Annotated in this window: 22 protein-coding genes; 15 read left to right on the top strand and 7 right to left on the bottom strand. The window is 73.9% G+C overall.

Annotation, left to right across the window (positions count from 1 at the left end; all coding sequences use genetic code 11):
- Positions 1-39: 39 nt before the first annotated feature.
- Entirely contained in the window at positions 40-888 is an 849-nt protein-coding gene (locus tag ABZX10_RS22310) for a DMT family transporter (protein WP_355545362.1), read from the bottom strand.
- An 81-nt stretch (positions 889-969) separates the two neighbouring features.
- Between ABZX10_RS22310 and ABZX10_RS22305 the strand changes: the two genes are divergently transcribed.
- The 6 genes from ABZX10_RS22305 to ABZX10_RS22280 are packed head-to-tail and all read left to right on the top strand — an operon-like array spanning position 970 to position 11,693.
- Positions 970-1,404 carry an SRPBCC family protein gene (locus ABZX10_RS22305; RefSeq protein WP_355545359.1) on the top strand — a complete coding sequence of 145 codons (435 nt, stop codon included), beginning with the start codon at positions 970-972 and terminating at the stop codon, positions 1,402-1,404.
- Positions 1,405-1,435: 31 nt separating this feature from the next.
- Complete coding sequence (locus ABZX10_RS22300; protein ID WP_355545356.1) at positions 1,436-2,242, top strand: HAD family hydrolase; 807 nt, start codon at positions 1,436-1,438, stop codon at positions 2,240-2,242.
- A 31-nt stretch (positions 2,243-2,273) separates the two neighbouring features.
- Entirely contained in the window at positions 2,274-5,624 is a 3,351-nt protein-coding gene (gene recC / locus ABZX10_RS22295; protein WP_355545353.1) for an exodeoxyribonuclease V subunit gamma, read from the top strand.
- Complete coding sequence (locus ABZX10_RS22290) at positions 5,621-8,977, top strand: UvrD-helicase domain-containing protein (RefSeq protein ID WP_355545350.1); 3,357 nt, start codon at positions 5,621-5,623, stop codon at positions 8,975-8,977. Before recC ends, ABZX10_RS22290 begins: the two co-directional genes overlap by 4 nt.
- Positions 8,974-10,791, top strand: a complete 1,818-nt coding sequence (recD, locus tag ABZX10_RS22285) for an exodeoxyribonuclease V subunit alpha (protein WP_355545347.1) — start codon at positions 8,974-8,976, stop codon at positions 10,789-10,791. Before ABZX10_RS22290 ends, recD begins: the two co-directional genes overlap by 4 nt.
- Positions 10,788-11,693 (top strand): hypothetical protein, encoded by a 906-nt coding sequence (locus ABZX10_RS22280; RefSeq protein WP_355545344.1) that lies wholly within the window; start codon positions 10,788-10,790, stop codon positions 11,691-11,693. The genes recD and ABZX10_RS22280 overlap by 4 nt, the downstream gene beginning before the upstream one ends.
- 18 nt (positions 11,694-11,711) lie before the next feature.
- On the opposite strand, the gene ABZX10_RS22275 is transcribed toward ABZX10_RS22280, so the two are convergent.
- Together ABZX10_RS22275 and ABZX10_RS22270 are read right to left on the bottom strand one after the other, a co-directional pair.
- Positions 11,712-12,755, bottom strand: coding sequence for a zinc-binding dehydrogenase (locus ABZX10_RS22275; protein WP_355545341.1), 1,044 nt, complete (start codon positions 12,753-12,755; stop codon positions 11,712-11,714).
- Between the two features lie 86 nt (positions 12,756-12,841).
- Positions 12,842-13,132 (bottom strand): YiaA/YiaB family inner membrane protein, encoded by a 291-nt coding sequence (locus ABZX10_RS22270; RefSeq protein WP_355545338.1) that lies wholly within the window; start codon positions 13,130-13,132, stop codon positions 12,842-12,844.
- A gap of 168 nt (positions 13,133-13,300) precedes the next feature.
- Here ABZX10_RS22270 and ABZX10_RS22265 point away from each other — a divergent pair, with 168 nt between their 5' ends.
- Positions 13,301-14,917, top strand: a complete 1,617-nt coding sequence (locus ABZX10_RS22265) for a DUF4407 domain-containing protein (RefSeq protein WP_355545335.1) — start codon at positions 13,301-13,303, stop codon at positions 14,915-14,917.
- On the opposite strand, the gene ABZX10_RS22260 is transcribed toward ABZX10_RS22265, so the two are convergent.
- Together ABZX10_RS22260 and ABZX10_RS22255 are read right to left on the bottom strand one after the other, a co-directional pair.
- A complete protein-coding gene (locus tag ABZX10_RS22260; protein WP_355545332.1) occupies positions 14,861-15,277 on the bottom strand; it encodes a MarR family transcriptional regulator in 417 nt (138 codons plus the stop codon). The genes ABZX10_RS22265 and ABZX10_RS22260 overlap by 57 nt on opposite strands.
- Positions 15,267-16,643 (bottom strand): MFS transporter, encoded by a 1,377-nt coding sequence (locus ABZX10_RS22255; protein ID WP_355545329.1) that lies wholly within the window; start codon positions 16,641-16,643, stop codon positions 15,267-15,269. Before ABZX10_RS22255 ends, ABZX10_RS22260 begins: the two co-directional genes overlap by 11 nt.
- 115 nt (positions 16,644-16,758) lie before the next feature.
- Between ABZX10_RS22255 and ABZX10_RS22250 the strand changes: the two genes are divergently transcribed.
- The 4 genes from ABZX10_RS22250 (at position 16,759) to ABZX10_RS22235 (ending at position 19,869) form a co-directional block, all read left to right on the top strand.
- Positions 16,759-17,292: an NfeD family protein gene (locus tag ABZX10_RS22250; protein ID WP_355545326.1), complete on the top strand. Its 534-nt coding sequence runs from the start codon at positions 16,759-16,761 to the stop codon at positions 17,290-17,292.
- 62 nt (positions 17,293-17,354) lie between these two features.
- On the top strand, positions 17,355-18,887 hold the full coding sequence (locus tag ABZX10_RS22245; RefSeq protein WP_355545431.1) for an SPFH domain-containing protein: 1,533 nt from the start codon (positions 17,355-17,357) through the stop codon (positions 18,885-18,887).
- A 7-nt stretch (positions 18,888-18,894) separates the two neighbouring features.
- Complete coding sequence (locus tag ABZX10_RS22240; RefSeq protein ID WP_355545323.1) at positions 18,895-19,314, top strand: MarR family transcriptional regulator; 420 nt, start codon at positions 18,895-18,897, stop codon at positions 19,312-19,314.
- A gap of 57 nt (positions 19,315-19,371) precedes the next feature.
- A complete protein-coding gene (locus tag ABZX10_RS22235; RefSeq protein WP_355545320.1) occupies positions 19,372-19,869 on the top strand; it encodes a DUF4395 domain-containing protein in 498 nt (165 codons plus the stop codon).
- A 79-nt stretch (positions 19,870-19,948) separates the two neighbouring features.
- On the opposite strand, the gene ABZX10_RS22230 is transcribed toward ABZX10_RS22235, so the two are convergent.
- Positions 19,949-20,392 carry a flavodoxin domain-containing protein gene (locus ABZX10_RS22230; protein ID WP_355545317.1) on the bottom strand — a complete coding sequence of 148 codons (444 nt, stop codon included), beginning with the start codon at positions 20,390-20,392 and terminating at the stop codon, positions 19,949-19,951.
- Between the two features lie 75 nt (positions 20,393-20,467).
- Between ABZX10_RS22230 and ABZX10_RS22225 the strand changes: the two genes are divergently transcribed.
- Genes ABZX10_RS22225 through ABZX10_RS22210 form a run of 4 tightly spaced genes read left to right on the top strand, consistent with a single transcriptional unit; the run spans position 20,468 to position 24,127 of the window.
- Complete coding sequence (locus ABZX10_RS22225; RefSeq protein WP_355545314.1) at positions 20,468-21,265, top strand: alpha/beta fold hydrolase; 798 nt, start codon at positions 20,468-20,470, stop codon at positions 21,263-21,265.
- Positions 21,266-21,287: 22 nt separating this feature from the next.
- Positions 21,288-22,427 carry an alpha-hydroxy-acid oxidizing protein gene (locus ABZX10_RS22220; protein ID WP_355545311.1) on the top strand — a complete coding sequence of 380 codons (1,140 nt, stop codon included), beginning with the start codon at positions 21,288-21,290 and terminating at the stop codon, positions 22,425-22,427.
- Complete coding sequence (locus ABZX10_RS22215) at positions 22,424-22,945, top strand: hypothetical protein (protein WP_355545308.1); 522 nt, start codon at positions 22,424-22,426, stop codon at positions 22,943-22,945. Before ABZX10_RS22220 ends, ABZX10_RS22215 begins: the two co-directional genes overlap by 4 nt.
- 9 nt (positions 22,946-22,954) lie before the next feature.
- Positions 22,955-24,127 carry a cation:proton antiporter gene (locus tag ABZX10_RS22210; protein WP_355545306.1) on the top strand — a complete coding sequence of 391 codons (1,173 nt, stop codon included), beginning with the start codon at positions 22,955-22,957 and terminating at the stop codon, positions 24,125-24,127.
- On the opposite strand, the gene ABZX10_RS22205 is transcribed toward ABZX10_RS22210, so the two are convergent.
- A partial coding sequence (locus ABZX10_RS22205; protein ID WP_355545304.1) for an MFS transporter occupies positions 24,113-24,804 on the bottom strand: 692 nt, incomplete at its 5' end. The two genes, ABZX10_RS22210 and ABZX10_RS22205, sit on opposite strands and share 15 nt — an antisense overlap.

Genomic DNA, 24,804 nt, shown 5'->3' with positions numbered 1-24,804 from the left:
CGCCCGACGGTACGCCGTCGTCCCGGGCCGGGCGGACGGTCACCGTCGGGCCAGGCGGGCCGCCGCGACGGCCCCGACGACCCCGGACGCGATCACCGCGACGCCGTGCCAGCCCGTGAGGGTGACGGACTCCTGCAGCACGGCCGCGCCGAGGACGGCGGCGCAGAGCGGCTCGGCGAGCGTGATCGCCGGCAGCGACGCCGAGATCGGTGCGGGCTGGAAGGCCCGCTGCTGCAGGTACATCGCGCCGATCCCGCACAGCACCAGGAGGTAGAGCCGCCAGTCGCTCAGCAGCCGGACGGTGTTCGCGAGGAACTCCGCGTGCTCGTAGGACGTGAGCACCGGCTTGGTGAGCACCGTCGCGACGCCGAACAGCGCGCCCGCGGCGACGCCGAAGGACAGCGCCCGCGCAGACCCGGGCAGCGTCCGGACCAGCCCGATCCCCGCGGTGCCCGCCGCGCCGACTCCCACCGCGATGAGCGCGGGCAGCCAGGTGGCGCCCGGGGCGTCCGGCACGCCGTCGGTGGGCTGCCCCGCGACGAGGAACGCAGCAAGCGCCACGGCGAGGACTGCCGCCCAGGTCCACTCCCGGCCCGTGACCCGGGTGTGATTGAGCAGCGCCGAGATCGGCAGCGCGAACAGCAGCGCCGCGACGATGAGCGGCTGCACCACGAGCACCGGACCCAGCGCCAGCGCCCAGGCCTGGAAGGCGTAGCCGCCGAGGTCACCGAGGAGGCCCAGCCACCAGCGGGGCCGCCGGATCAGCTCGGCGATGAGCGAGGAGCCCTCGTCGACGCTCGCAGCCTCCGTCTGCTGGGCGGCGGATCCGCAGGCGAAGAGGAAGGCGGCGACGAGGGCGAGGACGATCGAGGCGGCGGTGGCGGACACGCGTGAAATCTACGCTCGGTGGCGGTGCGCGATGTCGGGCACGCTACGTTGAGTTCATCATCGGCGGCTGAAGGAGTGAGTGTGGCGAAGGTCGAGAGCCGGATCGAGATTCCTCTTCCGCCGGACACGGCGTGGGAGAAGGCGGCGGACCTCGAGACGCTCCCGCAGTGGGTGACCCTGCACGAAGGGTGGCGCGGTCCGCTGCCCGAGCTCGCTCAGGGGGCGCGGATCGCCTGCGTGCTCAAGGCGAAGAACTTCCGCAACCGGGTCGAGTGGGTCATCACCGAGTACGACCCGCCGCGGCGGCTGGTGCTCGACGGCAAGGGTGTGGCGGGCACGAAGTACAAGCTGACCGTGAGCATCGAGCCGTCCGGCTCGGGCTCGACGGTGGCCCTGCGCGCCGACCTCGGCGGCGCGCCCCTGTTCGGGCCGATCGGGGCGACGGTGGCACGGGCGCTCAAGGGCGACATCGAGGAATCGCTGCAGCGGTTCCAGCGGATGTTCGCCGAGCAGTAGGCGAAGCGCGGGCGACGGAGAGGACGGGCGGGTGGAGCTCACGGATCTGGTCGGGGCCGCGGTCCGCGGCGGCCTGAGCTGGGGCTCCGACACGCTCGCGCGGTTGCGGCAGCGCGCGGGCATGGACGGTCCCCGGCCCTGCGACGCGCTGATCCTCGACGTCGACGACACGCTGGTCGACACGTCCGCGGCGATGCGCTCCGCGGCGCGGGCGGCCGCGCTCGAGGTGTGGCCGGAGTCGGGCGCCGCCGCGCGGGAGGCCTTCGCGGAGCATTTCCTCACCGACCCGAGCGGCATCTTCGCCCGGTACACCGCCGGGGAGCTGCGGTTCCACGAGATGCGCAAGGCCCGGATCGCGGCCGCGGCGCAGGACCTCGGGCTGCTGTGGGAGCCGCGGCGCTACCGCCGGTACTGCAGCGGTTTCGACCCTGCCTTCGCGGCGGCGCAGCGGCTCTTCCCGGACGCGATGCCGGCGGTGCAGGCCGCGGAGCGGTGGGGGATCACCGTCGTACTCCTCACGAACTCGTCGACGGCCGCCACCCGGATGAAGCTCCAGGTCCTCGGCGTGTCCGATCGGTTCCCGCACGTCGTCACCACCGACACCCTGGGGATCGGCAAACCCGATCCCGGGGTGTTCCTGCACGCGTGCGAGCTCGCGGGTGCGGCGCCGGCGGACTGCGTCGCCGTGGGCGACAGCTACGCGAACGACGTGGCGGCGGCCCGAGCCGCCGGACTGCGCGCCCTGTGGCTCGACCGGGCCGGAACCGGCCTCGGCGGCGAGCCGCCGTCGATCCGCTCGCTGGCCGAGCTACCTGCGGCGTTGACCCGGGCTCTCTGACCTGTCGGACGCTCGTGTTAGAACTGCGCACATGCTCACCGTGCACCGTTCCGAACGCGGCGACGTCCTCGTGGACGCGCTGGCGGACGTGCTCGCGGTGCCCGCAGCCGACCCGTTCCGCCCGGAACTGATCGCGGTCCCGGCACGCGGGGTGGAGCGCTGGATCATCCAGGGATTGGCCTCCCGGCTCGGCATCGCCGCGAACATCGAGTTCCCCACTCCCGCCGCGCTGGTCGCCGAGGCGGTGGCTGCGGCCTCGGGCATCGCGCCGGACGACGACCCGTGGCGCGGGGAGCGGCTGGTGTGGCTCGTTCTCGCGGCAATCGACGAGATGGCCTTCGAGCCCGCCGGCGCGGTCCTCGCCCGGCACCTCGGCGTGGTCCGTCCAGGGGGCTGGGCCGCGCAGCCCGGGCACCGTCCCCGGCGGCGGTACCCCACCGCGGAGCTGCTCGCGGGCCTGCTGCGCTCCTACAGCGCGAACCGGCCCGGCATGCTGGTGGACTGGGCGGCGGGCCGCGACACCGACGGCATCGGCGGGGAGCTGCCGGAGGACCTGTGCTGGCAGGCCGAGCTCTTCCGTCGGGTCCACGGTCTCGCCGGGGTGCCCAGTCCCGCCGAGCGGCTCGACGACGCGTGCGCGCGGCTGCGGGCCGAACCGGGCATCGTCGACCTGCCCGAGCGGCTGTCGGTCTACGGTCCCACGCGCCTCCCCGCCGACCAGGCGGCCGTCCTCGCGGCGCTCGCCGCGGGTCGCGAGGTGCACCTGTGGCTCCCGCATCCGAGCCCGGCCCTCTGGGCCGAGCTGTCCGACGGTGCCGCCCCGTCCGCCGGGCCCGTGCCCCGCACCGCGGGCGGCCCGACCGCGACGAACCCGCTGCTCGCGTCCCTCGGGCGCGAGGCGCGGGAGTTGCAGGAGCGCGTCGCTCCGCTGACCGACGCCGACGTGCACCACCCGACGCCGGCCCGTCCCGCCACCCTCCTCGGCAGCCTGCAGTCGGGTATCGCCGACGATGCCCCGCTCGCCGGCGGTCTCACTGCGGACGGCTCGATCGAGTTCCACGCGTGCCACGGCCCGGCGCGCATGATCGAGGTGCTCCGGGAGCGGCTGGTCCGGCTGTTCGAGGACGATCCGACGCTGCAGCCGCGCGAGGTCCTCGTCACCTGCCCGGACATCGAGACCTACGCGCCGCTCATCCGGTCCGCGTTCGGCCAGGCCGTGGTGGGCTCCGGCGGTCCCGGCCCGGCGGGGGAGGCGATGCACCCGGCCCAGCGGCTGCGGGTGCGCCTGGCGGACCGGGCGCTGCGGTTCACCAACCCGCTGCTCGACGCGCTGGTCACGGTCCTCGAGCTCGCCGACGGTCGCGCCACCGTCGCCGAGGTGCTCGACCTGGCCGCTACCGAGCCGGTGCGGCGCCGGTTCCGGTTCACCGACGCCGACATCGAGCGGCTCCGCGAATGGGCCGGTCCCTCCGGCGCCCGCTGGGGCCTCGACGAGGGGGCGCGCGAGCGCTACGGGCTGCGCGGCTTCCCGCAGAACACGCTCGCCACCGCGCTGGACCGGATCGTGCTCGGCGTCGTCGCTGACGAGACCGACGGCCAGTGGCTGGGCCTGGGCCTGCCGCTGGACGATGTGGACTCCACCGATATCGACCTCGTCGGCCGGTTCGCGGAGTACCTCGACGTGCTCACCCGCGCGACCACGGAGAGCCGTGGCCGCAGGCCCGCTCGGGACTGGGCGGAATCGCTGCAGCGGCTGGTCGGCGAGATCGGGGCCGTGCCCGCCGCGGACGCGTGGCAGGTGACGCAGGCCGGCCGCGAGCTGACGGCTGCCCTGCGCGACGGCTCGGACCGTGACCTGACGCTGACCGAGGTGCGCGCCATGCTGGGTTCGCGGCTCTCGGCCAAACCCACGCGGGCCAACTTCCGCACCGGCGAGCTCACGGTGTGCACGCTGGTGCCGATGCGGTCGGTGCCGCATCGTGTGGTGGTGCTGCTGGGCCTGGACGACGAGGTCTTCCCACGGTCCACGCGGTACTCCGGCGACGACGTCCTGGGGCGTGCGCCGTGCGTCGGGGAGCGGGATCCCCGCGCCGAGGACCGCGAGCTCTTCCTCGACGCGGTCACCAGCGCCACCGACCGACTGCTGGTCTTCTACACGGGTGCGGACCCGGTCAAGGGCACGCTGCGCCCACCGGCGGTCCCCGTCGCCGAACTCCGCGACGCGGCGCGGGCCCTGCTCGCCGACCCGGAGGCCGAGGCCGGGGACGGCGCGGACGGCGAGGGCTCGGAGATCCCGGGGCTCGAGTTCCGGCATCCGTTGCAGCCCTTCGACCCCGGCAACTTCGACCCGGGCCGGTTCGGACTCGGCGCGCCCTTCTCGTACGACCCCGCCGCCTACGCGGGCGCCAGGGCCGCGGCATCCACACCGGAGCCGGTCCAGCCCTTCCTCGCCGCGCCGCTGGCCGCGTCCGCCGTCGAGGACGTCGACCTCGATGCGCTGGTGCGGTTCTGCGAGCACCCCGTCAAGGCCTTCCTCCGCCAGCGGCTCGGCTTCACCGTGCCCGATCAGGACGACGAGCTGGCCGAGGCGCTCACGATCGCCCCGGACGGCCTGCAGCAGTGGGACATCGGCGAGCGGATGCTCGTCTCCGCGCTCGCGGGGACGCCGCCCGAGCGGTTCGCGGCCGCGGAGATGCGGCGCGGCACGCTGCCGCCCTTCGCCCTCGGCTCGGCCGTCCTCGACCGGGTCGCGGCCGACGTCGCCGACCTGGCCCGGGTCGCGGGCCCACATCTGGTCGGTGCCGCCGCCACCATCGACATCGGCGTCGACCTGGGCGGCGGGCGCAGGCTCGTCGGGTCCGTCCCGGCCGTCCGTCCCGACGGGGTCGTGCGTGCCTCGTTCAGCAAACTCGCGGCCAAGCACCGGGTCTCGGCGTGGGTGGCGCTGCTCGCGCTCGCCGCCGGGGGGTACGAGGAGCGCTCCGCCCTCGTCCTGGGGCGCGGGTACCGGGGCGTCTCGGCGTCGCGGCTCGCGGCCCCCGCCGATCCGGTCGCGGAGCTGCGTGCGCTGGTGGACCTGCGGGACCGCGGGCTCGCCGAGCCGCTGCCGCTGTTCCCCAAGTCCTCTCCCGCATACATCACGACCGCGCTCGGCGGCAAGAGTACGAAGATCTCGCTGGACGCTGCGCGCGCCGAGTTCGACGGGAAGTTCGGCGACGGGACGGACCGGTCCATCCGGTACGCGCTGGGCGAGTCCGCGTTCGACGACGCGCTCGGCCCGCCGCGGGGCACCGAGGCGGAGTTCTCCCGCGCGGGAACGCGGTTCGGCGCGCTCGCCGCGCGACTGTGGGTGCCGCTGCTGACGCACGAGGAGTTGTCATGACCGCCCGCGAACCGGTGCTCGGCGTGACGCCGTTCGAGCTCACCGGGCCGCTGCCCACGGGCGGCGCCACCACCGTGCTCGAGGCGAGCGCCGGCACCGGCAAGACCTACGCGATCGTCGGGCTGCTCACCCGGTACGTCGCCGAGGGCGTCGCCGAGCTGGGGGAGATGCTGCTCATCACCTTCTCCCGCGCAGCCACCCAGGAACTGCGCGAACGCGCCCGTGCGCGGCTGCTCTCCGCCGAACGTGCCCTGCGGGACCCGCAGGCCGCCCGCACCGCCGGCGACGAGCTGATCCGGCACCTCGCGGCCGCGGATCCCGGTGAGGTCGCGCTGCGGCACCGCCGGCTCGTCGCGGCCCTGTCCGATTTCGACTCGGCCACCATCACCACCACGCACGGCTTCTGCCAGCGGATGCTCGACGCGCTCGGCCTCGCCGGCGACCTGGAGCCCGGGGTCACTTTCGTCGAGGACATCGGCGATCTCGTCCAGGAGGTCGCCGAGGACGCCTATCTGGCGATGTTCGCCGGGCGGCCGCGGCCGCCCTTCCCGCTGCCGATCGCGCTGCAGTTCGCCCGCACCGTCGTCGCGAACCCCCGCGCGGCGATCACCCCGCGCGACGCCGCGGAGGGCTCCGATGTCGCGGCGCGGGTGCAGTACGCGGCGGCGGTACGACAGGAGGTCGAGCGCCGCAAACGGGCGGGCAGGCTCCGCGACTTCGACGACCTGCAGGGACTGCTCCGCGACGCGCTCACCGACCCGGCCCACGGACAGCGGGCCTGCGCGCGGCTCCGCGAGGCCTATTCGGTCGTCCTCGTCGACGAGTTCCAGGACACCGACCCCGTCCAGTGGGACATCCTGCACGCCGCCTTCCACGGCAGCCGCACGCTCGTGCTGGTGGGCGACCCGAAGCAGGCCATCTACGCCTTCCGCGGCGCGGAGGTCTACAGCTACCTCGAGGCGTCGAAGGCCGCCACCACGCATCAGGCGCTGGACGTGAACCGCCGTTCCGACGGACCGCTCGTCGATGCGCTGCAGCACCTGTACGGCGATGTGGCGCTGGGCGACTCGCAGATCGTGGTGGGCCGGGTCAGTGCGCACCACCCGGACTCCCGGCTCGACGGTCCGCCGCTGCGGCTGCGGTACCTCGGGTCGAACGGCGTGGGGCCCAAGACCCAGTACGGGACGCCGAAGGTGCCCGGCGTGCGCCGGGCAGTGCTGCGGGACGTCGCGGCGGACATCGTCCGGACCCTGGTCGCCGAGGAGAGCTACGACTCCGCGGACGGGCCGCGGGCGCTGCAGCCGCGCGACATCGCCGTGCTGGTGCGTAAGAACGAGCACATCGCCGAGCTGCAGGTGCTGCTGCAGGGCCTCGGCGTCGCGGCGGTCGCCGCGGGCGGCGCCAGCGTGTTCACCACCGCGGCCGCCGTCGACTGGCTGCGGCTGCTGCAGGCCCTGGAGAACCCCGGCCGCGGCGACCGGGCCCGCCTGGCCGCGCTCACCCCGCTGTTCGAGTTCACCGCCCGCGACCTCGACGAGCGCGGCGACGAGCTGGTCTCCGAGATCAGCGGCCGGCTGCGGACCCTCGCGGGGGTCTTCGCCCGCTCGGGGTTCGCCGCGATGTTCGACGCGCTGGCCACGCGGTCGCGGTTCGACGAGCGGATGCTCGGCCGGATCGGTGGCGAGCGCACGCTCACGGACCTGCGGCACGTCGCCGAACTGGTGCAGCACGCCACCGTCGCCCACGGACTGGGGCTGGGCGCCGCGACCCGGTGGCTGGCCGAGCGGATCGCCGACCCGGGCCGCGGCGGCACCGCCGACCCGGCGCGCCGGCTCGCGACCGACACCGAGGCCGTGCAGCTCATGACGGTCCACGCCAGCAAGGGCCTGCAGTTCCCCGTGGTGTACCTGCCCTTCGCGTGGGACTCCTTCGGCGGCTTCGGGGACCGGGAGACCTTCACCTTCCACGACGAGGGTGAGCGGCTGGTCGACGTCGGCGGCAAGGACGCGCCGGGCTACGGACAGCGGCTGGCCGTCTCCCGCGAGGAGGACGCGGCCGAGGAGCTGCGCCTGCTCTACGTGGGCGCCACGCGGGCGCAGTCGCGGCTGGTCCTGTGGTGGGCGCCGAGCACCACCACGAAAGGATCGCCCCTGCACCGGCTGCTGTTCTCCGAGGTCGGCGGCGGCCGCGTGCCGCCGGAGCAGGCACCCATCCCGCACGACGACGAGACCGGCGCGCGGCTGCGGGAGTGGGCGGCGCCCGTCGGGGCGGCGGTGTCGATCGAGGCCGTGGACCTGTCCGCCCCCGCGCCGCCGCAGTGGCGGCCCCCGTTCGCCGGCTTCCCGGAGCTGGTGCTCGGCCGTGCCGAGCGCCGGATCGATCCCACCTGGCGGCGCACGAGCTACTCCGCGCTCACCGCGGATGCCGCGCACGGCCCCGCGGAGGCCGCCCCGGACACCGGCAGCGAGCCGGACGAACCGGGCGTCGCCGACGAGCCGCTGGACGAACCCATGGCCGAGGCCGCGGCGCCGGGCGGCGCGGGCGGCGCACCGTCGTCCCTGATGAACGGGCTGTCCGGCGGGGCCGTGTTCGGCACCCTGGTGCACGAGATCCTCGAGCACGTCGACACGGGCGCCCCGGACCTGGAGGTCGAGGTGCGCACGCGGTGCCGTGAGGCGGCCGAGTTCGGCGCGGTGCCCGACGATCCCGCGGTGCTGGCGGCGGCGCTCGTCGCGGTGCTGCGCACGCCACTGGGAGCCGGCGATCTGGCGGGGCTGACCCTCGCCGGGGTCGCGCCCGGCGATCACCTCGCCGAGCTCGACTTCGAGCTCCCGCTCGGCACCGACGACGGCGCGGCGGCCACGCTGGCGCAGATCGCGGATCTGCTCGACGAGCACGTGCCCGCCGACGATCCGCTGGCGCCCTACGCGGAGCGGCTGCGTGCGGTGCCGGGTGCCGCGCTGCGCGGGTACCTCACCGGCAGCATCGACTCGGTGCTCCGGGTCACGGGCCCCGACGGCACCGTCCGCTACACGGTGGTCGACTACAAGACCAACCGGCTCGCGCGCGGCGACCTCACGACCGCCGACTACACCCCCGAGGCGATGGCGCGCGAGATGATCTCGTCGCACTACGTGCTGCAGGCACTGCTGTACTCGGTCGCGCTGCACCGGTTCCTGACGTGGCGGGTACCCGGGTACCGGCCGCAGACGCACCTCGGGGTGGTGCAGTACCACTTCGTGCGCGCCATGATCGGTCCCGAGACCCCGGCCGGCGCCGGGGTCTTCGAATGGCATCCGCCCGCTGAGCTCGTCACCGCGGTGTCCGACGCGCTGGCGGGAGGCGCGTCATGACCGCTGCCGAGAAGACCCTGCTGCAGATCTTCGCCGACGCGGGCGTCCTGGGCCCGGCCGACGTGCACGTCGCGGCCGCGCTCGGCCGCCTCGGCGGCGAGCGCGACGAGTCGGTGCTGCTGGCCGCCGCGCTCGCCACCCGCGCCGTGCGGCTCGGGTCGGTGTGTCTGGAGCTCTCTCGCCTGCGGGACGTCGCCGTCGACGGTGACGGCGAGGTCGACGTGGATGCGCTTCCGTGGCCCGCCGACGGTGCCGTGCGGGAGGCCCTGCGCCGCAGCCCGCTCGTGGTGGGCGGCGCGGCCGGCCCGCTGCGGCCGCTGCGACTGGTGCGCGACGAGCTGCTCTATCTGGACCGGTACCACCGCCAGGAGGAGACGGTGCGCGCCGTGCTCGACGCGCGCGGGGGCGCCGCGCCGGGCGTGGACGTCGCGCGCCTGCGCCAGGGCCTGCGGGAGCGGTTCCCCGAGCCGGGCCCGGACCGGCAGCGGCTCGCGGCCGCCGCGTCGGTGCTCGGGCAGACGACGGTGCTCGCCGGCGGACCCGGCACGGGCAAGACCTACACGGTCGCGCGGATCCTCGCGCTGCTCTTCGACCAGCACGGACCGGAGCTGCGGGTCGGGCTCGCCGCGCCCACGGGGCGAGCGGCAGCGCAGCTCGCCGGCGAGGTCCGCGCCCAGGGCGCTGAGCTCGGCCTGCCGCGGGAGATCCCAGCGCTGACGATCCATCGCATGCTCGGCTTCAAGCCGGGCAACGCCAGCCGGTTCCGGCACGATGCGGCCAACCACCTGCCGTACGACGTGGTGGTCGTCGACGAGACCTCGATGGTCTCGCTGACCATCATGTGCCGGCTGCTGGAGGCGCTGCGGCCCGAGGCCAGGCTCATCCTCGTGGGCGACCCCGACCAGCTGGCGTCGGTCGACGCGGGCGCCGTCCTCGGCGACCTGGTGGCGCGCGGGGTGACCACGGCGCCGTCGCCCGAGCTGGAGGCGCTGTTGGCCGACGAGCAGGCGCGTACGGGCGGTGACGAAGAGGTCCTCGACGAGGCGGAGCTGCGCGACGCGCGCCGGGGCGTGGTCCGGCTGCGCCGCGGCCGCCGGTTCACGGGCGCGCTGGGCGAACTCGCCGACGCGGTGCGCCGGGGTGACGCCGACCGGGTGATCGAGCTGGCGCGCGACGGCGGGGGCGGCGCGATCGAGTGGTGCGCGCCGGACGATGTCGAGGGCCTGCGCGCCGACGTCCGGACGGCGAGCGCAGCCACCGTCGCCGCTGCGCGTTCGGGCGACGCGGCGGCGGCGTCGAGCGGGGTGCAGCAGCACCGGGTGCTCTGCGCGCACTCCGAGGGGCCGTCCGGCGTCACGCGATGGGCGCAGCTCGCCGAGGAGTGGGCGGGCGCCCGCAGCGCAGGAGCGGGCTGGTACGCCGGGCAGCCGCTGCTCGTGACCGCGAACGACTACGACACCAAGGTCTACAACGGCGACGTCGGCGTGGTGATCGCCCACGACGGCGACCCGTCGGACCTGCGGGCCGCGTTCGCCCGCGGCGCGGACGTGGCGCTGCTGTACCCGAACCAGCTGGTCGCGGTCCGCACGGTCTACGCCATGACGATCCACCGCAGCCAGGGCAGCCAGTACGACGCGGTGACGGTGGTGATCCCGCCCGCCGATTCGCGCCTGCTCACCCGCGAGCTGCTCTACACCGCCATCACCCGTGCCCGGCGCAAGGTCCGGCTGCTCGGCGGCGAGGACGCGCTGCGCGCCGGCGTGCAGCGGCAGGTGTTGCGCGCGAGCGGCCTCCGGGGTGAGGGTGGGGCATGACCGAACGCAGGCGCGTGCTCATCCAGGGCGCCGGGGCGGTCGCCGCCGCCGCGGGTGCCCTGCTCTCGGGGACCGGCGCCGAGGTCCGGGCGGCCTCGCGACGCGACGGGGTGATCCTCACGGCCGTCGCGCCCGACGGTGCCGTCACCCACGTGCCGGTGGTGGACTACGCGCAGGTCGAGGCCGGCGAGGTGCGGGGCAGCGGTGCGCCGGGCGGGGTCGATCTCCTGGTTCTCACTTCCGCGCCCGGCGAGCTCGCCCCCGAGATCGCCACCGCGCTGGCCGCCGCCGAACCGGCGGCGATCGGCGTGACCAGCCCGGTGATCGGCGATGCCGCGATCGCGCAGCGGATGTTCCCCGGAGCGGAGGTCGCGAGGCTCGCGCCGGGCCTGCTCTCGTTCGCGACCTCGCGCGGTACCGAGACGCGGGCCGAGTACTGGGTGCCGCCGCTCGCCCCGGCGTTCGCCGCCGTCGCGGTCGACGGTGCGCCGGACCTGCCTCGGCGGCTCGCCGCGGACTATCCGAAGGTGGTCGGCCGGACGCCGGCGAAGGCGGCCGACGCCGTCGGCGTGCTGATGGTGCCCTATGCGGCCGAGCTGGCGGTCGTGGGCGGCGATTGGCCCACCTTCCTGCGTCGGCTCCGCCGTCCGGGTCGGGCGATGGCCGAGGCGATGCGCGCCGATATCGGGCTGCCGGTGTTCGCACCGCCGCCGATCGTGGTGCGGGCCGTGCTCCGGCAGGTGGACCGGACGGTGCCCTTCGACTTCCCCAAGTTCGCCGGCAACCACTTCGTCCGGCACGCCGAGCAGAGCCTGCGCATCCTCGACGCCTGGCGGGCCATGACGCCCCGTGTCACTCCCGCGCTGGATTCGCTCCGCGAGGACCTCGCCGCGGTGCTGTAGCCGACCCGCGGCCCGGTGTCAGGGCTGCACGAGCAGCCTGATCGGGTTGCCCTCGTGCCGCTCGAGCCGGTCGATGCCCGCCGCGATGTCCTCCAGCGGCACGATGCCGCTGATCGACCTCGACAGGTCGAGTCGGCCGAGCGAGACGAGCGTCGCGAGGGTCTCGATGTCGACGTTCTTGTAGCCGAGGTGACCGAACACCTGCTTGCGCGTCAGCCCCAGCATCGTCGTCGTCCCGACGGTCGGCTCCTGGTCGCTCATCCCCACGGAGATCAGGCGCCCGCCGACGGTGAGGTGGCTCAGCGCCTGCTCGAAGGTCGCCTTGAGACCCACGGCGTCGAACGCGACGTCGAGGCCCCGGCCTCCGGTGGCCTCGGCGATCTTCGCGCCGAGCTGCTCGTCGCGGGAGTCGAAGGCGTGGTCGGCGCCGAGCTCGAGTGCGCGCTTGAGCACCTCGGGATTGATGTCGACCGCGATGATCGGTGCGGCACCGACGAGGCGCGCCAGTTGCACGACGTGCGTACCGACCCCGCCCAGGCCCCACACGCCGACGGACTCGCCGATGCCGACCTTGCCGGTCCGCACGACCGCGCCGTACGGCGTCGACACCGCGTCGGCGAGGATCGCCGCCTGCTCGAGGGGGACGTTGTCCGGGACGCGGGTCAGCCCGGCGGCCTGGGCGACGGTGTACTCGGCCCAGGCGCCGTCGTAGGCGAACGCCATGATCTTGACCTGCGTGCAGTCGGCGAGGTTCCCGCGCCGGCAGTTCGGGCAGGTCGTGCACGGCCGGCCTGCGGCGACGATCACGCGGTCGCCCTCGGCCCAACCGGTCACCCCGGGCCCCAGCTTCGCGACCGTGCCCGACGCCTCGTGGCCCTGTGTGACCTCGGGGAGCATCGCCGGGAACGTGCCGTTGATGAGGCTCAGGTCGGAGTGGCAGATGCCGCAGAACGCGACCTTCACCAGCACCTCGCCGGGGCCGGGCTCGGGAATCGGTACGTCCTCGACACTGATCGTCCGGGTGTCGGCATGGAAGCGCTGTGCGCGCATGGTCGCGGTCATGTCTCCATCATGGGTGCGTGCCCGTCGGTTGGAGCGATTTCGGGACGTTCGCCCGAGGTACGGGTGGACTGGTCTGAAGGCCGACGTCAGCCCACGCTGCGCAGCGGATCGTGCTCCGCCATGAGCTTGTCGAGCCGGGCCTCGTCGACGCGGACGCGGATGCTGTTCGCCTCCTGCTGGTCGCGGATGACCTTGGCGAGGTTGAACGTACTGGTGATGAGGAAGAGGGCGCCCACGATGAGGAAGCCGCGCTGCCACGGGTCCACGGGCAGGTAGAAGGCGCCCACGAGCAGGGAACCCGCGGAAACGGCGAAGGCGATGGCGGACTGGATGAAGAAGGCTGCGGTGGGCTTCGGGGCCGATGCTGTACTGGTCATGGCCATCAGCCTGCCGCGTGCGGCGCGCCCGCGGATGCGTAGAAGTACTCGGTCCGCATGGGTAGTTCGCGCTGTGAAAGCGGCCACACGATTGGGCGCGACCGGCCCCGGGCTGGGATGGTTTCTGAGAGAAGATCGGCGGAGTTCTATCGCGGCGAAGGAGGTGCCATGACGACGGTCCTGATCCTCGCGATCCTCGCGGCGCTGGTCGGGGGCGCGATCTGCTTCCTGCTGGCCGCGCCCGGCCGCCGCGCCGCGCTACCCAGCCGGTTCCTCGTCGCGGCTCTGATCGGGCTGGTCGTGGGCGAGACGGTCTCGGTGCTCGCGCTGGGCGGCGCCGTCGAGGACCGGCTGCGCGCCGACGCCGTGTCCGCGGCCTCCGCCGCGCCCGCGGTGCGTGCCGCGCAGGCCGACCTCGACGCCGCCCGGGCCGATCGGGCCGCGCTCGACACCGCGGTCACGGAGGCGTCCACCCGGCGTGACCAGGCGCTCGTCGTGGCCCGCTGCGAGTACCGGCCGGGGCCCGCCTGCCCGCAGACCACGATCACCGGCGTGCCCGGTCAGGGGCCCGAGACCCGCACCGCCAACCAGCGGCTCGCGGCCGCGCAGACCGACCTCGACCGTGCGACCGCCGCCCGCGCTGCCCGGTCGCCGGCCCTCGACGCGCGGGTCGAGGGCGCGCGGTCCGACGCGCAGTCCGCACGGGAGGCCGCCGTCGCCGACGGGGACGACGGGATCGGCGCCCGATGGGTCGCGCTGAACGGCGTGACGGCGCACTCGCCGTCCGCCGCGGCGCTGCGGATCGCGATCGACCTCGTCTGCGTGGTGCTCGCGCTGCTGCCGCTGTTCCTGCGGCTGTGGCGCGGCGAGACCGCCCGCGACATCCGGCGCCGGCAGGAGCTCGAGAGCGAGCGCCTCGCCGCCGCCGCGCAGCTCGCGATCGATCGTGGGCGCCAGGAGCGGCGCGTCGACATCGCATTGGCTCAGGATCGGCCGACGCAGGTGCTGCCGGCCCTCGGGGCCGTCGGGGGCGTCGCGCACAATGCAGCTGCGCTGGAGGCGGCGGGCTTCGAGCCCGTGGCCGTGACGGCGCGCCGGTACGTGCGGGAGGCACCGTCGGGTCCGGCACCGTCGGGCCCGGCGACCGTGAGCCGGGCCCCGGACGATGACTTCCTGCCGATCGCGGCGGCGGCGGAGGCGGCGAGCCTCGCCGCCCTGCTGCCGGACCAGCCCGTTGCGGACGAGACACCCACGGGCCCGATCCCCGTGATCACCAGCGCCACCGACGATCCCGAGCCCGCCCAGGAGGCGACCGTGCCCGACGAGACGAACCTGCCCGTGCCCGCCCCCGCCACGGAGGCGCCCGGGCTCGCGGTCCCCGAGCGGGAGGTGGCGCGCACGCCGAACCCGTTCGTGCCGCCCGTGCTCGACGGTGCCGCGCGCACCATCGCCGGGTTCGTGCGCCCGCTCGTGCCGTCCTTCGTGGCCCGGGTACTGCCGGGCGGGCAGCAGACGCGGACGGTTCAGCAGTCCTACGAGGAGGTCGAGGAGGTCACCTTCTCGATGCGCCGCACCCGGAAGGTCACCGTCGGGACGATCGAGCAGAGCGTGGCGGCACCGTCGGCCGACGGTGCCGCGGGTCCCGCGGTGACGGTCGACGCGCGTGCGGGCGAGCCCGGGCCGCGCGCCGAGGAGCCCCTCGACGTGGCGCACGAGGTCGTCGACGAGCTATCCGGCCAGCGCCCGCGCGAGCTCGGCCAGGCGCGCGAGCTCCCCGGGCGCTAGCGACCGGATCGCGGGCGGCGCCGGGTCCTCGACCGCTGCCATCTTCTCGACGACGGCGCGTCCGGCGTCGGTGATGGTGACGACCTTCGCGCGCCGGTCCTCGGGGGAGACGGTCCGCTCGACGTGGCCGCGCGCCTGGAGATCGTTGACGGCGACGGTGGCGGCCGGGGCGTCCATGTCCGCGAGCGCGGCGAGCTCCTTGAGCGTGAGCGGCCCGTAGCGGTGCAACCGCTTGAGCACCCGCAGGCGGCTGAAGGGCAGCCCGGTGCGCTCCGTGACGGCGCGCCGCCAGTCCGAACGGCTGTCGATGACGGCGTGGACGAGGAGGCTCCAGACCTCGTCGGGGCTCTCAGTGGACATCCGCGGCCTCCTTCGGCGCGAGCAGGGGAGCGATGCGCTCGCGGGAGCGCTCGGCGCGGGCGCCGGTGGACACCAGCGCGAGGATCACCACGACCGCCGCGAAGCCCGCGGTCGCCCACCACAGCGACGCACCCCCGAGCAGCCCCGACAACGCCACCCCGAGGCTCACGCCGACCTGCCGGCTGGTGCTCGCGACGGCCGCCGCGGCTCCGGCGCGGTCGAGCGGCATGCCGCTCACGGCGGAATTGGTGATCGGCGCGTTGACGAGTCCGAAACCCGTGCCGAAGACGGCGAACACGACGCCCAGCACCGGCAACGGCGTGGCGGGCCCGACCGCGGTCAGCGCGACCGTCGCGCAGGTCATCAGCACGCCCGCGCCGAGCAACGAGGGGCGTGGGCCGAACCGTGCGACGAGGCGTCCGGACACGGGGGAGGCGACGAACACGCACAGCGCCATGGGCAGGAACATCAGGCCGGTCTGCACGGCGGAGAAGTGGCGGGTGTTCTGCAGGTACAGCGACATCGTGAACAGGAACGCGCCGAAGCCCGCGAAGGCGCAGACCGCGGTGAGGGTGGCCGCCGAGAACGGGATGCTGCGGAAGAAGCGCAGGTCGATGAACGGCGACGGATGGCGGCGCTCGTGGGCGATGAAGCCGCCGAGCGCGACGGCGGTCGCGAGCAGGACCAGCGGCTCGTGTTCGATGAGCCCGAACACCGCGGTGAACATGACCGCGATGGCCAGTATCTGGCCGAGTGGGTCGATACTGCGCGGCGTCGCGGCCCTGGACTCGGGCACCACGGCGTAGGTGAGGGCGATCGCGACGGCGCAGATCGGCAGGTTCACCCAGAACACCGATCGCCATCCGAGCGCGTCGATGAGCACGCCGCCCACCAGCGGCCCGACGGCCGTCGAGACGCCGACGACCGCACCCCACAGCCCGATCGCACGGGCGCGCTCGGCCGGATCGGTGAAGACGGCGGTGACGATCGACAGGGCGACCGGCGACAGCATCGAGCCGCCGACCGCCTGGATCCCGCGGGCCGCGATGAGGACCTCGACGGTGGGCGCCAGGCTGCACAGCAGTGATCCCGCGGCGAACACCGTGAGGCCGAGCCGGAAGATCCGTCGGCGACCGAACCGGTCCGCCGTCGCGCCGGACAGGACCAGGAGACTGGCCAGGGTGAGCGTGTAGATGTCGACCACCCATTGCAGGTGGGTGACGGACGCCGTCATGTCGCGGCCGATCGCCGGGAGCGCGACGTTGACGATCGTCGCGTCCATCGAGGAGATGAGCAGGCTGAGGCTGCACGCGACGAGGATCAGCGCTCGCCGGCGCGGCCCGAGGTCGGGAATGCTTGTAGACATACAAGGATTGTATGACCACAACTAATAAGATGGAAACAGATTTCCGCGGGCGCACGCCTCGTACGCATTGTTTGCTATTCTGCAATCAGGAGATCCGAGCGCAGAGGAGGCGCCCGTGGTTACCGCTTTCGCAGTCTGTGCCGTGGTCGGCGTGCTCGTCCTGGTCGCGTCACTCGTCCTGGGGGACATCGATATCGGGGGTGCCGATATCGGGGGCCCGCATGCCGACGCGGGTCTGCCCTGGCTCAGCGCGCCCGCGCTCGCGGCGGCCGTCGGGGTGTTCGGCGTCGTCGGTTGGCCACTGTCGGCGGGAACCTCGGTGCCGCTTGCCGCCGTGGTGATCGCGGCCGCGGCCTCGGGCGTCGTCGCCTACGGCGTGCTCATGCTGGTGCTCCGGGCCATGCGCCGCTCCCAGACCGGCACCGTCGCGGGGCTCCGGGCGGCGATCGGCACCATCGGCGAGCTCAGCATGGAGATCCCCGCGGGCGGCTGGGGGCAGGTGCGCTACCTGGACTCGGAGTCCGTGCGCGCGGTCACCAACGCCGTCCTCGTCGACCCGGGGGCCTCCGCGCGTCCGGGCGAATCGGTACTCATCGTCGATGTCGACGGTGACCGGCTCGTGGTGCAGCCGCTCAACACACAGGACTGAGGCGCTGCCCGCCGGCGCGCCGCACGAACGAAACGTAGAAGGAACAGGGAGGGAATGTCATGATGATGGCCCTTATCGCGGCCGGCGCCGCGGTGATCGTGATCCTGCTGGCGCTGTGGATCTTCTTCCACAACTACATCAAATCCCCGCCGGACCAGGTGGCCATCTTCACCGGCCGCGGGGAGATGAAGGTCGTCCGCGGCGGCGCCCGGTTCAAGGTGCCCGGGCTCGAACGCGTGGACTACATGCCGTTGCGCCCGTTCGAGGTGCGCATCGCGCTCAACAACGCCCGGAGCATCGACGGTGTGCCCGTCGAACTGCAGGCCGTGGGTCTCGTCCGCATCGGCACGACCGACGAGATGACCCGCACCGCCGCGCAGCGCTTCCTCACCGCGAACATGGCGGAGCTGGAGAACCAGATCAACGAGATCCTGGCCGGCAGCCTGCGCGGCATCGCGGCCACGATGACCGTCGAGCACCTCAACAGCAACCGTGAGGCCCTCGCGCGCGGGGTGGTCGAGGAGGCCGGCGGCGACCTCGCCCGCATCGGCATGGAGGTCGACATCCTCAAGATCGCCGGCATCGAGGACCGCAACGGCTACCTCGAGTCGCTCGGCCAGAAGCGCATCGCCGAGGTCAAGCGCGACGCCGACATCGGCAAGGCCGAGGCCGAGCGCGACTCCCTGATCCGCTCCGCCGACGCCCGCCGGGCGGGCGAGATCGCCCAGACCGAGGCGGAGACCGCGATCGCCGAGGCGCAGCAGAGCCGGGACGTGCGCATCGCCCAGTTGCGCGCCCAGACCGAGGCGCAGAACGCGGAGGCCGACCAGGCCGGGCCGCTGGCCAAGGCGAAGGCCGAGAAGAACGTCGGCATCGCGCTCGAGGAGGCCGAGGCGGCCCGCATCGAGGCGCGCACCGAGGTCGAGCGGAAGCGTCGCGCGCAGGCCGAGGCCGCGCTCGAGGCGGACGTCATCGCGCCCGCCGAGGCGCAGCGCCAGGCCGCGATCACCCGGGCTGAGGGCGAACGTCAGTCCGCGATCCTCACCGCCGAGGCCCGCGCCAATTCGACCCGGCTCGACGGCGAGTCGGCCGCCGACGCCCGCAAGTCGGCCGCGGCCGCCGTCGAGGCCGAGCTCCGCGCCGATGCGGCCGGCAAGCTCGCACAGGCCGAGGTGCACGCCGAGTCGATCCGGCTCGAGGGCGAGTCGAAGGCGACGGCCCGCAAGTCCGCGGCCGAGGCGCTCGAGGCCGAGCTGCGCGCCGATGCCGCGGGTAAGCAGGCCCAGGCCGAGGCCTTCAACCAGTACAACTCGGACGCCGCCCGACTGCTTCTCGTGCCGCAGGTCCTGGCCACCATCGAGGGCGCGGTTCGCGCCCAGTCGGAGGCCACGGCTGCGATCGACAGCATCAACATCATCGGCGGCGGGCAGAACGACGCGACCGGGGGCCTGCTCGGGCTCTCCGCGCAGTCCATCGCGTCGATCGTCGCGGCCCTGCGCGCGCAGGGCATCGACCTGTCGAAGCTGCTCGACGGCGCGGCGCCGGCACCGGTCGAATCAGCCGGGCCGGTCGCGGGCACCGTCGACGACGAGTAGCGCGCCGGTGTTGCCCGGCGACGCCGAGGCGCTGCGCCTCGCGGTGGGCCTGCTGGGGGAGCGACTCCGGCGGCTGCCCGCCGCGGGGCTGCGCGGCTCCGAGCTGTTCGTCCTCGCCACTGTCGAGACGCTGGGGCCCGAGGCCTTCCCGACGGCGATCGGCGACCGGCTGGAGATGAAGCGTTCGAACGTGTCCGCCGCGATCGCGGATCTGCGCCGGCGAGGATTTCTGCAGGGGGACGCCGACGGTTCCGACGGCCGACGGCGCCCTGTCGCCCTCACCGAGCGCGGGCGTGCCGTACTCCACGCCCGCGACGCCGCGCAGGACGCGTGGCTCGTGGACACCGGCGGCAAGCACCTCACCGCGGACGAGACCGCGCAGCTGCGGGGCTCGATCCCCCTGCTCCTGCGGCTGGCCGGCGGATGAGAATCATCGCGAGCGCAACCCTGGGCGCGGCCGACGCGCGGCGATAGTCTCGGCGGCGTGAGTGGTCTCTTCTCCTTCCCGAACCCCGTCAACGAGTACGCGGCCCGCGCGACCGCGGCGCTCGTCGTCGTCCTCGCGGTGGTCACGATCGTCGCCGGGCAGTGGTGGCTCTACGCCGCGCTGGCCATCGGCTTCGCGCTGCGCGTTGCGGGCGGGCCGCGCTACTCGCCCTTCGGCCGGCTCTCCGTGCACGTCATCGCCCCGCGCCTCGGCCCGGCCAAGCTCGTGCCCGGCCCGCCGAAGCGGTTCGCGCAGACCATCGGCCTCGTCTTCTCGACCGTCGCGCTGGTGCTCTTCCTCACGGGGAACCACCTCGCGGCGCAGATCGTGCTCGGCCTGCTGGTCGTCGCCGCGCTGCTCGAGTCGGCGCTCGGCCTGTGCCTGGGCTGCATCGTGTTCGGGTGGCTGCAGCGCCGCGGCGTGATCCCTGCCTCCGTCTGCGAGGCGTGCGCCGGCGTCAACACGACCCCGCCGACCCTGACCGTGCCCCAGTAGTACGGACCGACGAAAGAACGCCGCCGCGGAGATCTCCGCGGCGGCGTTCGGCTGTCAGGGTGCGTCCCCCCGAGAGAGGTCAGATCTGGCCGACGATCTCCTCGGCCCACTCGACGGCCTTCTCGTCCACGTCGTCGGTGCCGGAGTTGTCGTGCTCGAAGCGGTCGCCCACCTGGGTGGCGCCCAGGCCGGTCAGGTGCTTGACGATGGTCTTGCCGCCGGCGTTGTAGGTGTCGACGTAGATGGTGTCGCCCAGGCCGAAAACCGCGAAGCGCAGGCCCGTGAGGTCGGGAGCGGCCTCGAGCAACTCCTCGAAGAACTCGGTGGTGCCGGCGGGCAGCTCGCCCTCGCCGTACGTGGCGCACGAGAACACGTGGAAGTCCGCGGGATCCAGCGCGTCGATCTCGCCGTCCATCATGTCGTGCAGCTCGACGGAGCCGGCCTTGGCGAACACGTCGAACATGGCGTTCGCGGCGCCCTCGGCGGTGCCGGTCGAGGAACCGTAGAAGATGTGAACAGACATGGGATGTGATTCTAGGTGATCGCCGGGCGGCACCGTGAGCGGCGTCGCTCCGATGTGACGTCCTAGGGTTGGCCCATGCCTCACGCCACGCTGCCCGACGGTGCCCGGCTCGCGTACACCGTCCGACCGGCGGCGCCGGGCGCGACGGGGCCCGGCGTGCTCCTGTTCGCCGGGCAGGCGCTCGCGGGATCGTCGTGGGATCCCGTGGCCGACGACTTCCGCGCCGCCGGGCCGGTCATCACCTTCGACCACCGCGGTATCGGCGACAGCGACGACGCGTTCCCGCGCCGCTGGAGCACCCGGGACTGCGCGGAGGACGCCCTCGCGGTGCTCGACGCGGCTCGCGCCGCCGGCGCCATCGGGGATCGGGTGGACGTCTACGGCTTCTCCATGGGCGGCCGGGCCGCGCAGTGGCTCGCCGCGGACCATCCCGACCGGGTACGCCGCCTGATCCTCGGCGCCACCACCGTCGGCGACGCGCACGGTGTGGCGCGTCCCAGTGAGGTGCTCCGCATCCTGGTCCGCTCCGACCGGCGCGCCCTGCTCGAGCTGTTCTTCACCCCGGACTGGCTCGGCGGGCATCCCGAGGCCGCCGAAGCGATCCTCGCCCGGCCCAGGTCGCTGCCCGCGCAGCGCGCGCACTTCGCGGCCAGCACCGACCACGACGCCGCGAAGGCCCTGCCGTGGATCGCGGCGCCCACGCTGATCCTGCACGGCGCCGAGGATCGGATGTGCCCGGCGGAGAACGCCTCGATCCTGCGGGACGGGATCGACGGTGCGCGACTGCGCGTCTACCCCGGCATGCGGCACGGCTACCACCTGCAGGAGCCGAAGGCCACCGTCGACGCCCTGGACTTCCTGACCGCTCCCTGACCGGCACTGCTACGGTCCCTCCATGGCGGACTTCGGCAGCTTCCAGGACGGCATCTACGCGGAGGGGCTGCTCGCGAAGCACCGCCGCTTCCCCTACACCTTCGACGACCTCGAGGCCCGCGCGCAGCAGGTGCTCGACCCCGCCACCTTCGACTACGTGCGCGGCGGCGCCGGCGACGAGACCACGCAGGACGTCAACGTCAGCGAACTGCGCCGCTACGGTTTCGTCCCACGGATGCTCCGCGACCGCAGCGTGCGCGACCTCTCCACGACCTTCCTCGGCGCGGAGCTGGAGGCCCCCGTGGTCCTGTGCCCCGTCGGCGTGAACGGTCTGGTGCACGAGGGCGGTGATCTCGCCGTGGCCCGCGCCGCCGACGCCCTCGGCGTGGCCGCGATGTACTCCACCCTCGCCGAGGCGACGCTCGAGGAGGTCGCCGACGCGCGCGGCGACTCCTTCGCGGCGTTCCAGCTGTACCCGACCAAGGACGATCAGCTCACCGACAGTCTGGTGCGCCGCGCCGACAAGGCCGGGTTCGACGCGCTGACCATCACCCTGGACACCGGCAGCCTGGGCTGGCGCCCCCGCGACCTCCGGAACGGCTACATCCCGTTCCTGCGCGGCCGCTGCCTCGCCAACTACCTCAGCGACCCCCGGTTCATCGAGCTCTGCGGGGTGGACAGCCCGCCGCCGCTGCACGCCGGGATCGTGTGGTCGTCGCTGTTCAGCAAGCCGACCTTCTCCTGGGACGACGTGGCCCGAATCCGCCGGACCACCGACCTGCCGATCATCCTCAAGGGCATCTGCCACGCCGAGGACGCCCGCCGGGCGGCCGCCGAGGGGGTCGACGCGATCGCCTGCTCCAATCACGGCGGCCGGCAGGCCAACGGTGGCCTGCCCGCGATCGGCCACCTCGAGAGCGTCCTCGAAGCGGGACTGCCGACCACCTTCGACAGTGGCATCCGCGACGGCGTCGACGTCCTGCGCGCCGTCGGCCTCGGCGCGACCCTGGCCGGCGTCGGCCGCCCGTACGTCTACGGACTGGCGATCGGCGGGCAGGAGGGTGTCGAGCACGTCGTCCGGTCCATGCTCGCCGAGGCCGACCTGACCATGGCCGCCGACTGTCTCACCACGCTCGCCGACCTGCACGTCGTGAAGCGGTGAGCCCCCGAGCCGGCGCGCCCGACTTCGACTGGTTCGGCTTCGAGGACGCCGTCGCCGACGAGCTGCGGACGGTCGCCCGGGCGCTCGTGTATCAGGCCGACGGCGAGCTGCCCTACGCGTACGCTCTGACGAGCTTCTACGCCGAGCGCGGTTCGGTGATCCAGCTGCCGTATCCGGCCCTCGGCACCGTCGAATCCGTTCCGCCGAGCGAGCTCTGGGACCCGCCCGGGTGGCCCCGGTCCGACGACGGGTGGGCGGAGCGGGCGCCGCTCGACGCGTGGCAGGACCGGCTGAACGACGCGGTCGAGGGGCTCGGCCGGAAGGCCTGGGACGCCGCGCACGCCCGCTACGGGTACGCGCTGCTCGGCGCGATGCGCCGGGCGAAGGCCGAACTCGTCGCCGACGGCACCTTCCCGACGGGCATCGTCTGCGTGCTCGACGACGAAGAAGAGGACCTTCTTCGGAAATCGGCCACGCCCCGTGAGCTGCGCGCCTTCCGGGCGGTACGCCAGGAGTAGCGTCCTCCCATGACCTTCACCTTCTCGACGCTCGCGCTGGTCACCGCGTTGGGGCTGCTGGGACCCGTGTTGGCGCTGCGGAAGTCGTGGCACATCCCCGCGATCGTCGGGCCGCTGGTGGCGGGCGTGGTGTTCGGGGCCACCGGATTCCGCGTTCTGGACGCGTCGGAGCCGACCTTCACCTTCCTCGCCGACATCGGCTTCGCCCTCGTGATGTTCGTGGCGGGCACACACGTCCCGGTGCGGGATCCGGCGGTGCGGTCGGCGCTCGGGGCCGGCGCACTGCGGGCGGTGATCGTCGGTGTCGTCGCGGCGGTGTTCGGGACCGGGCTCGCCACCGCGTTCGGGACGGGCCACGCGCCGCTGTACGCGGTGCTCATGGCCTCGTCGTCGGCGGCCGTGGTGCTGCCGATCATCGACTCCGCGGGGCTCACCGGGAAGCCGGTGCTGGCGCTCACGGCGCAGGTGGCGATCGCCGATACCGTCTGTGTCGTGGCGCTACCCCTGGTGATCGATCCGTCGACGGCCGGTCGCGCGGCGGTCGGCGCCCTCGCGGTGGGCGCCGCCGCCGTGGTCGCGTACCTGCTCCTGCGCGCCGCAGAGGAGCGCGGGTGGCGTCAGCGGGTGCACGAGGTCTCCGAGGAACGACGGTTCGCCGTCGAGCTGCGGGTGAGTCTGGTGGGACTGTTCCTGCTCGCGGCCGTGGCGACGCGGATGCACGTCTCGGTGATGCTCGCGGGCTTCGCGATGGGCCTCGCCGTCGCCGCGGTGGGCGAGCCCCGTCGGGTGGCCAAGCAGCTCTTCGCGATCGAGGAGGGCTTCTTCGCGCCGCTCTTCTTCGTCTGGTTGGGCGCCCGCATCGACCTGCGGGACCTCGTCTCGCATCCGAAGTTCGTCGCGGTCGGGCTCGCCCTGGGCGTCGGGGCGATCGTCGCGCACGTCGTGATGCGGGCGATCGGGCAGCCCCTGCCGCTCGGCGTGCTCGCGGCGGCGCAGATCGGCGTCCCGGTCGCGGCGGTCACCGTCGGCGAACAACTGCACGTGCTCGCCGCGGGCGAGGGATCCGCACTGATCCTGGGTGCACTCGTCACGATCACCGGCGCCGCGCTGGCCGCGGGCCGCGCCGCCGTCGTGCCGTCAACCGGCGCGGGTGGCACTGCGGGGCGGTCAGGCCGCGGGTGACGCCGCCGCGGTCGGCGCGGTCGCGCCGTCCGGATGGCGCAGGAACGCACGGCGGGCGACGAGCAGGAGCGCGGCGCCCGCGGCCATCACCGCGGCGGCGGCGAGCCAGGCCACGGTGAAACCCGCGGCGGCGACGGTCGCGCCGAACAGCGACGGGCCCAGGGCCCCGCCGAGGAACATCCCGCCCTGCACCAGGCCGGACACCGTGCCCGGACTGTCGCGGGCGAGCCGCATCATGGCCAGGATCAGCAGGCCCGGCCATGCCCACCCGATCGAGAACGCGACCAGCATCCCGGGCCAGAAGGCCGCCAGGTGCGGGACGGAGAGGACAGCGAGGGCGACCGCGCCGACGGCGACCTGGATCGCGGCGGCGGGGAGGTGCGCCCGGCCCCGTCGGTCCGCCAGGACGCCGGTGGCCACCCGAGCCACTACGGAGAGCAGGCTGCCGACGCCCGCTGCGGTGGCGGCGCGGTGCTCGGACATCCCCAGCTCGACGGCCCAGGTGGTCGTGAACGCCGACATCGCGGTCGCCGCGATGCACGCGAGGCAGATGCCCGCCACGGCGATCAGCAGGGGCGGCATCGGCGGACGGGCACCGTCGTTCAAGGTCACCTCGGCCGGTATCAGCCGGCTCCCCGGGACGGCATGCAAGGGAAGCTTGCTGCGCACATGGACGA

This window comes from Tsukamurella sp. NPDC003166, assembly GCF_040611135.1.
Taxonomy (GTDB): Bacteria; Actinomycetota; Actinomycetes; order Mycobacteriales; family Mycobacteriaceae; genus Tsukamurella.
Note: the sequence above shows the minus strand (reverse complement) of the source record. Positions and strands in the feature narration are given on the sequence as shown.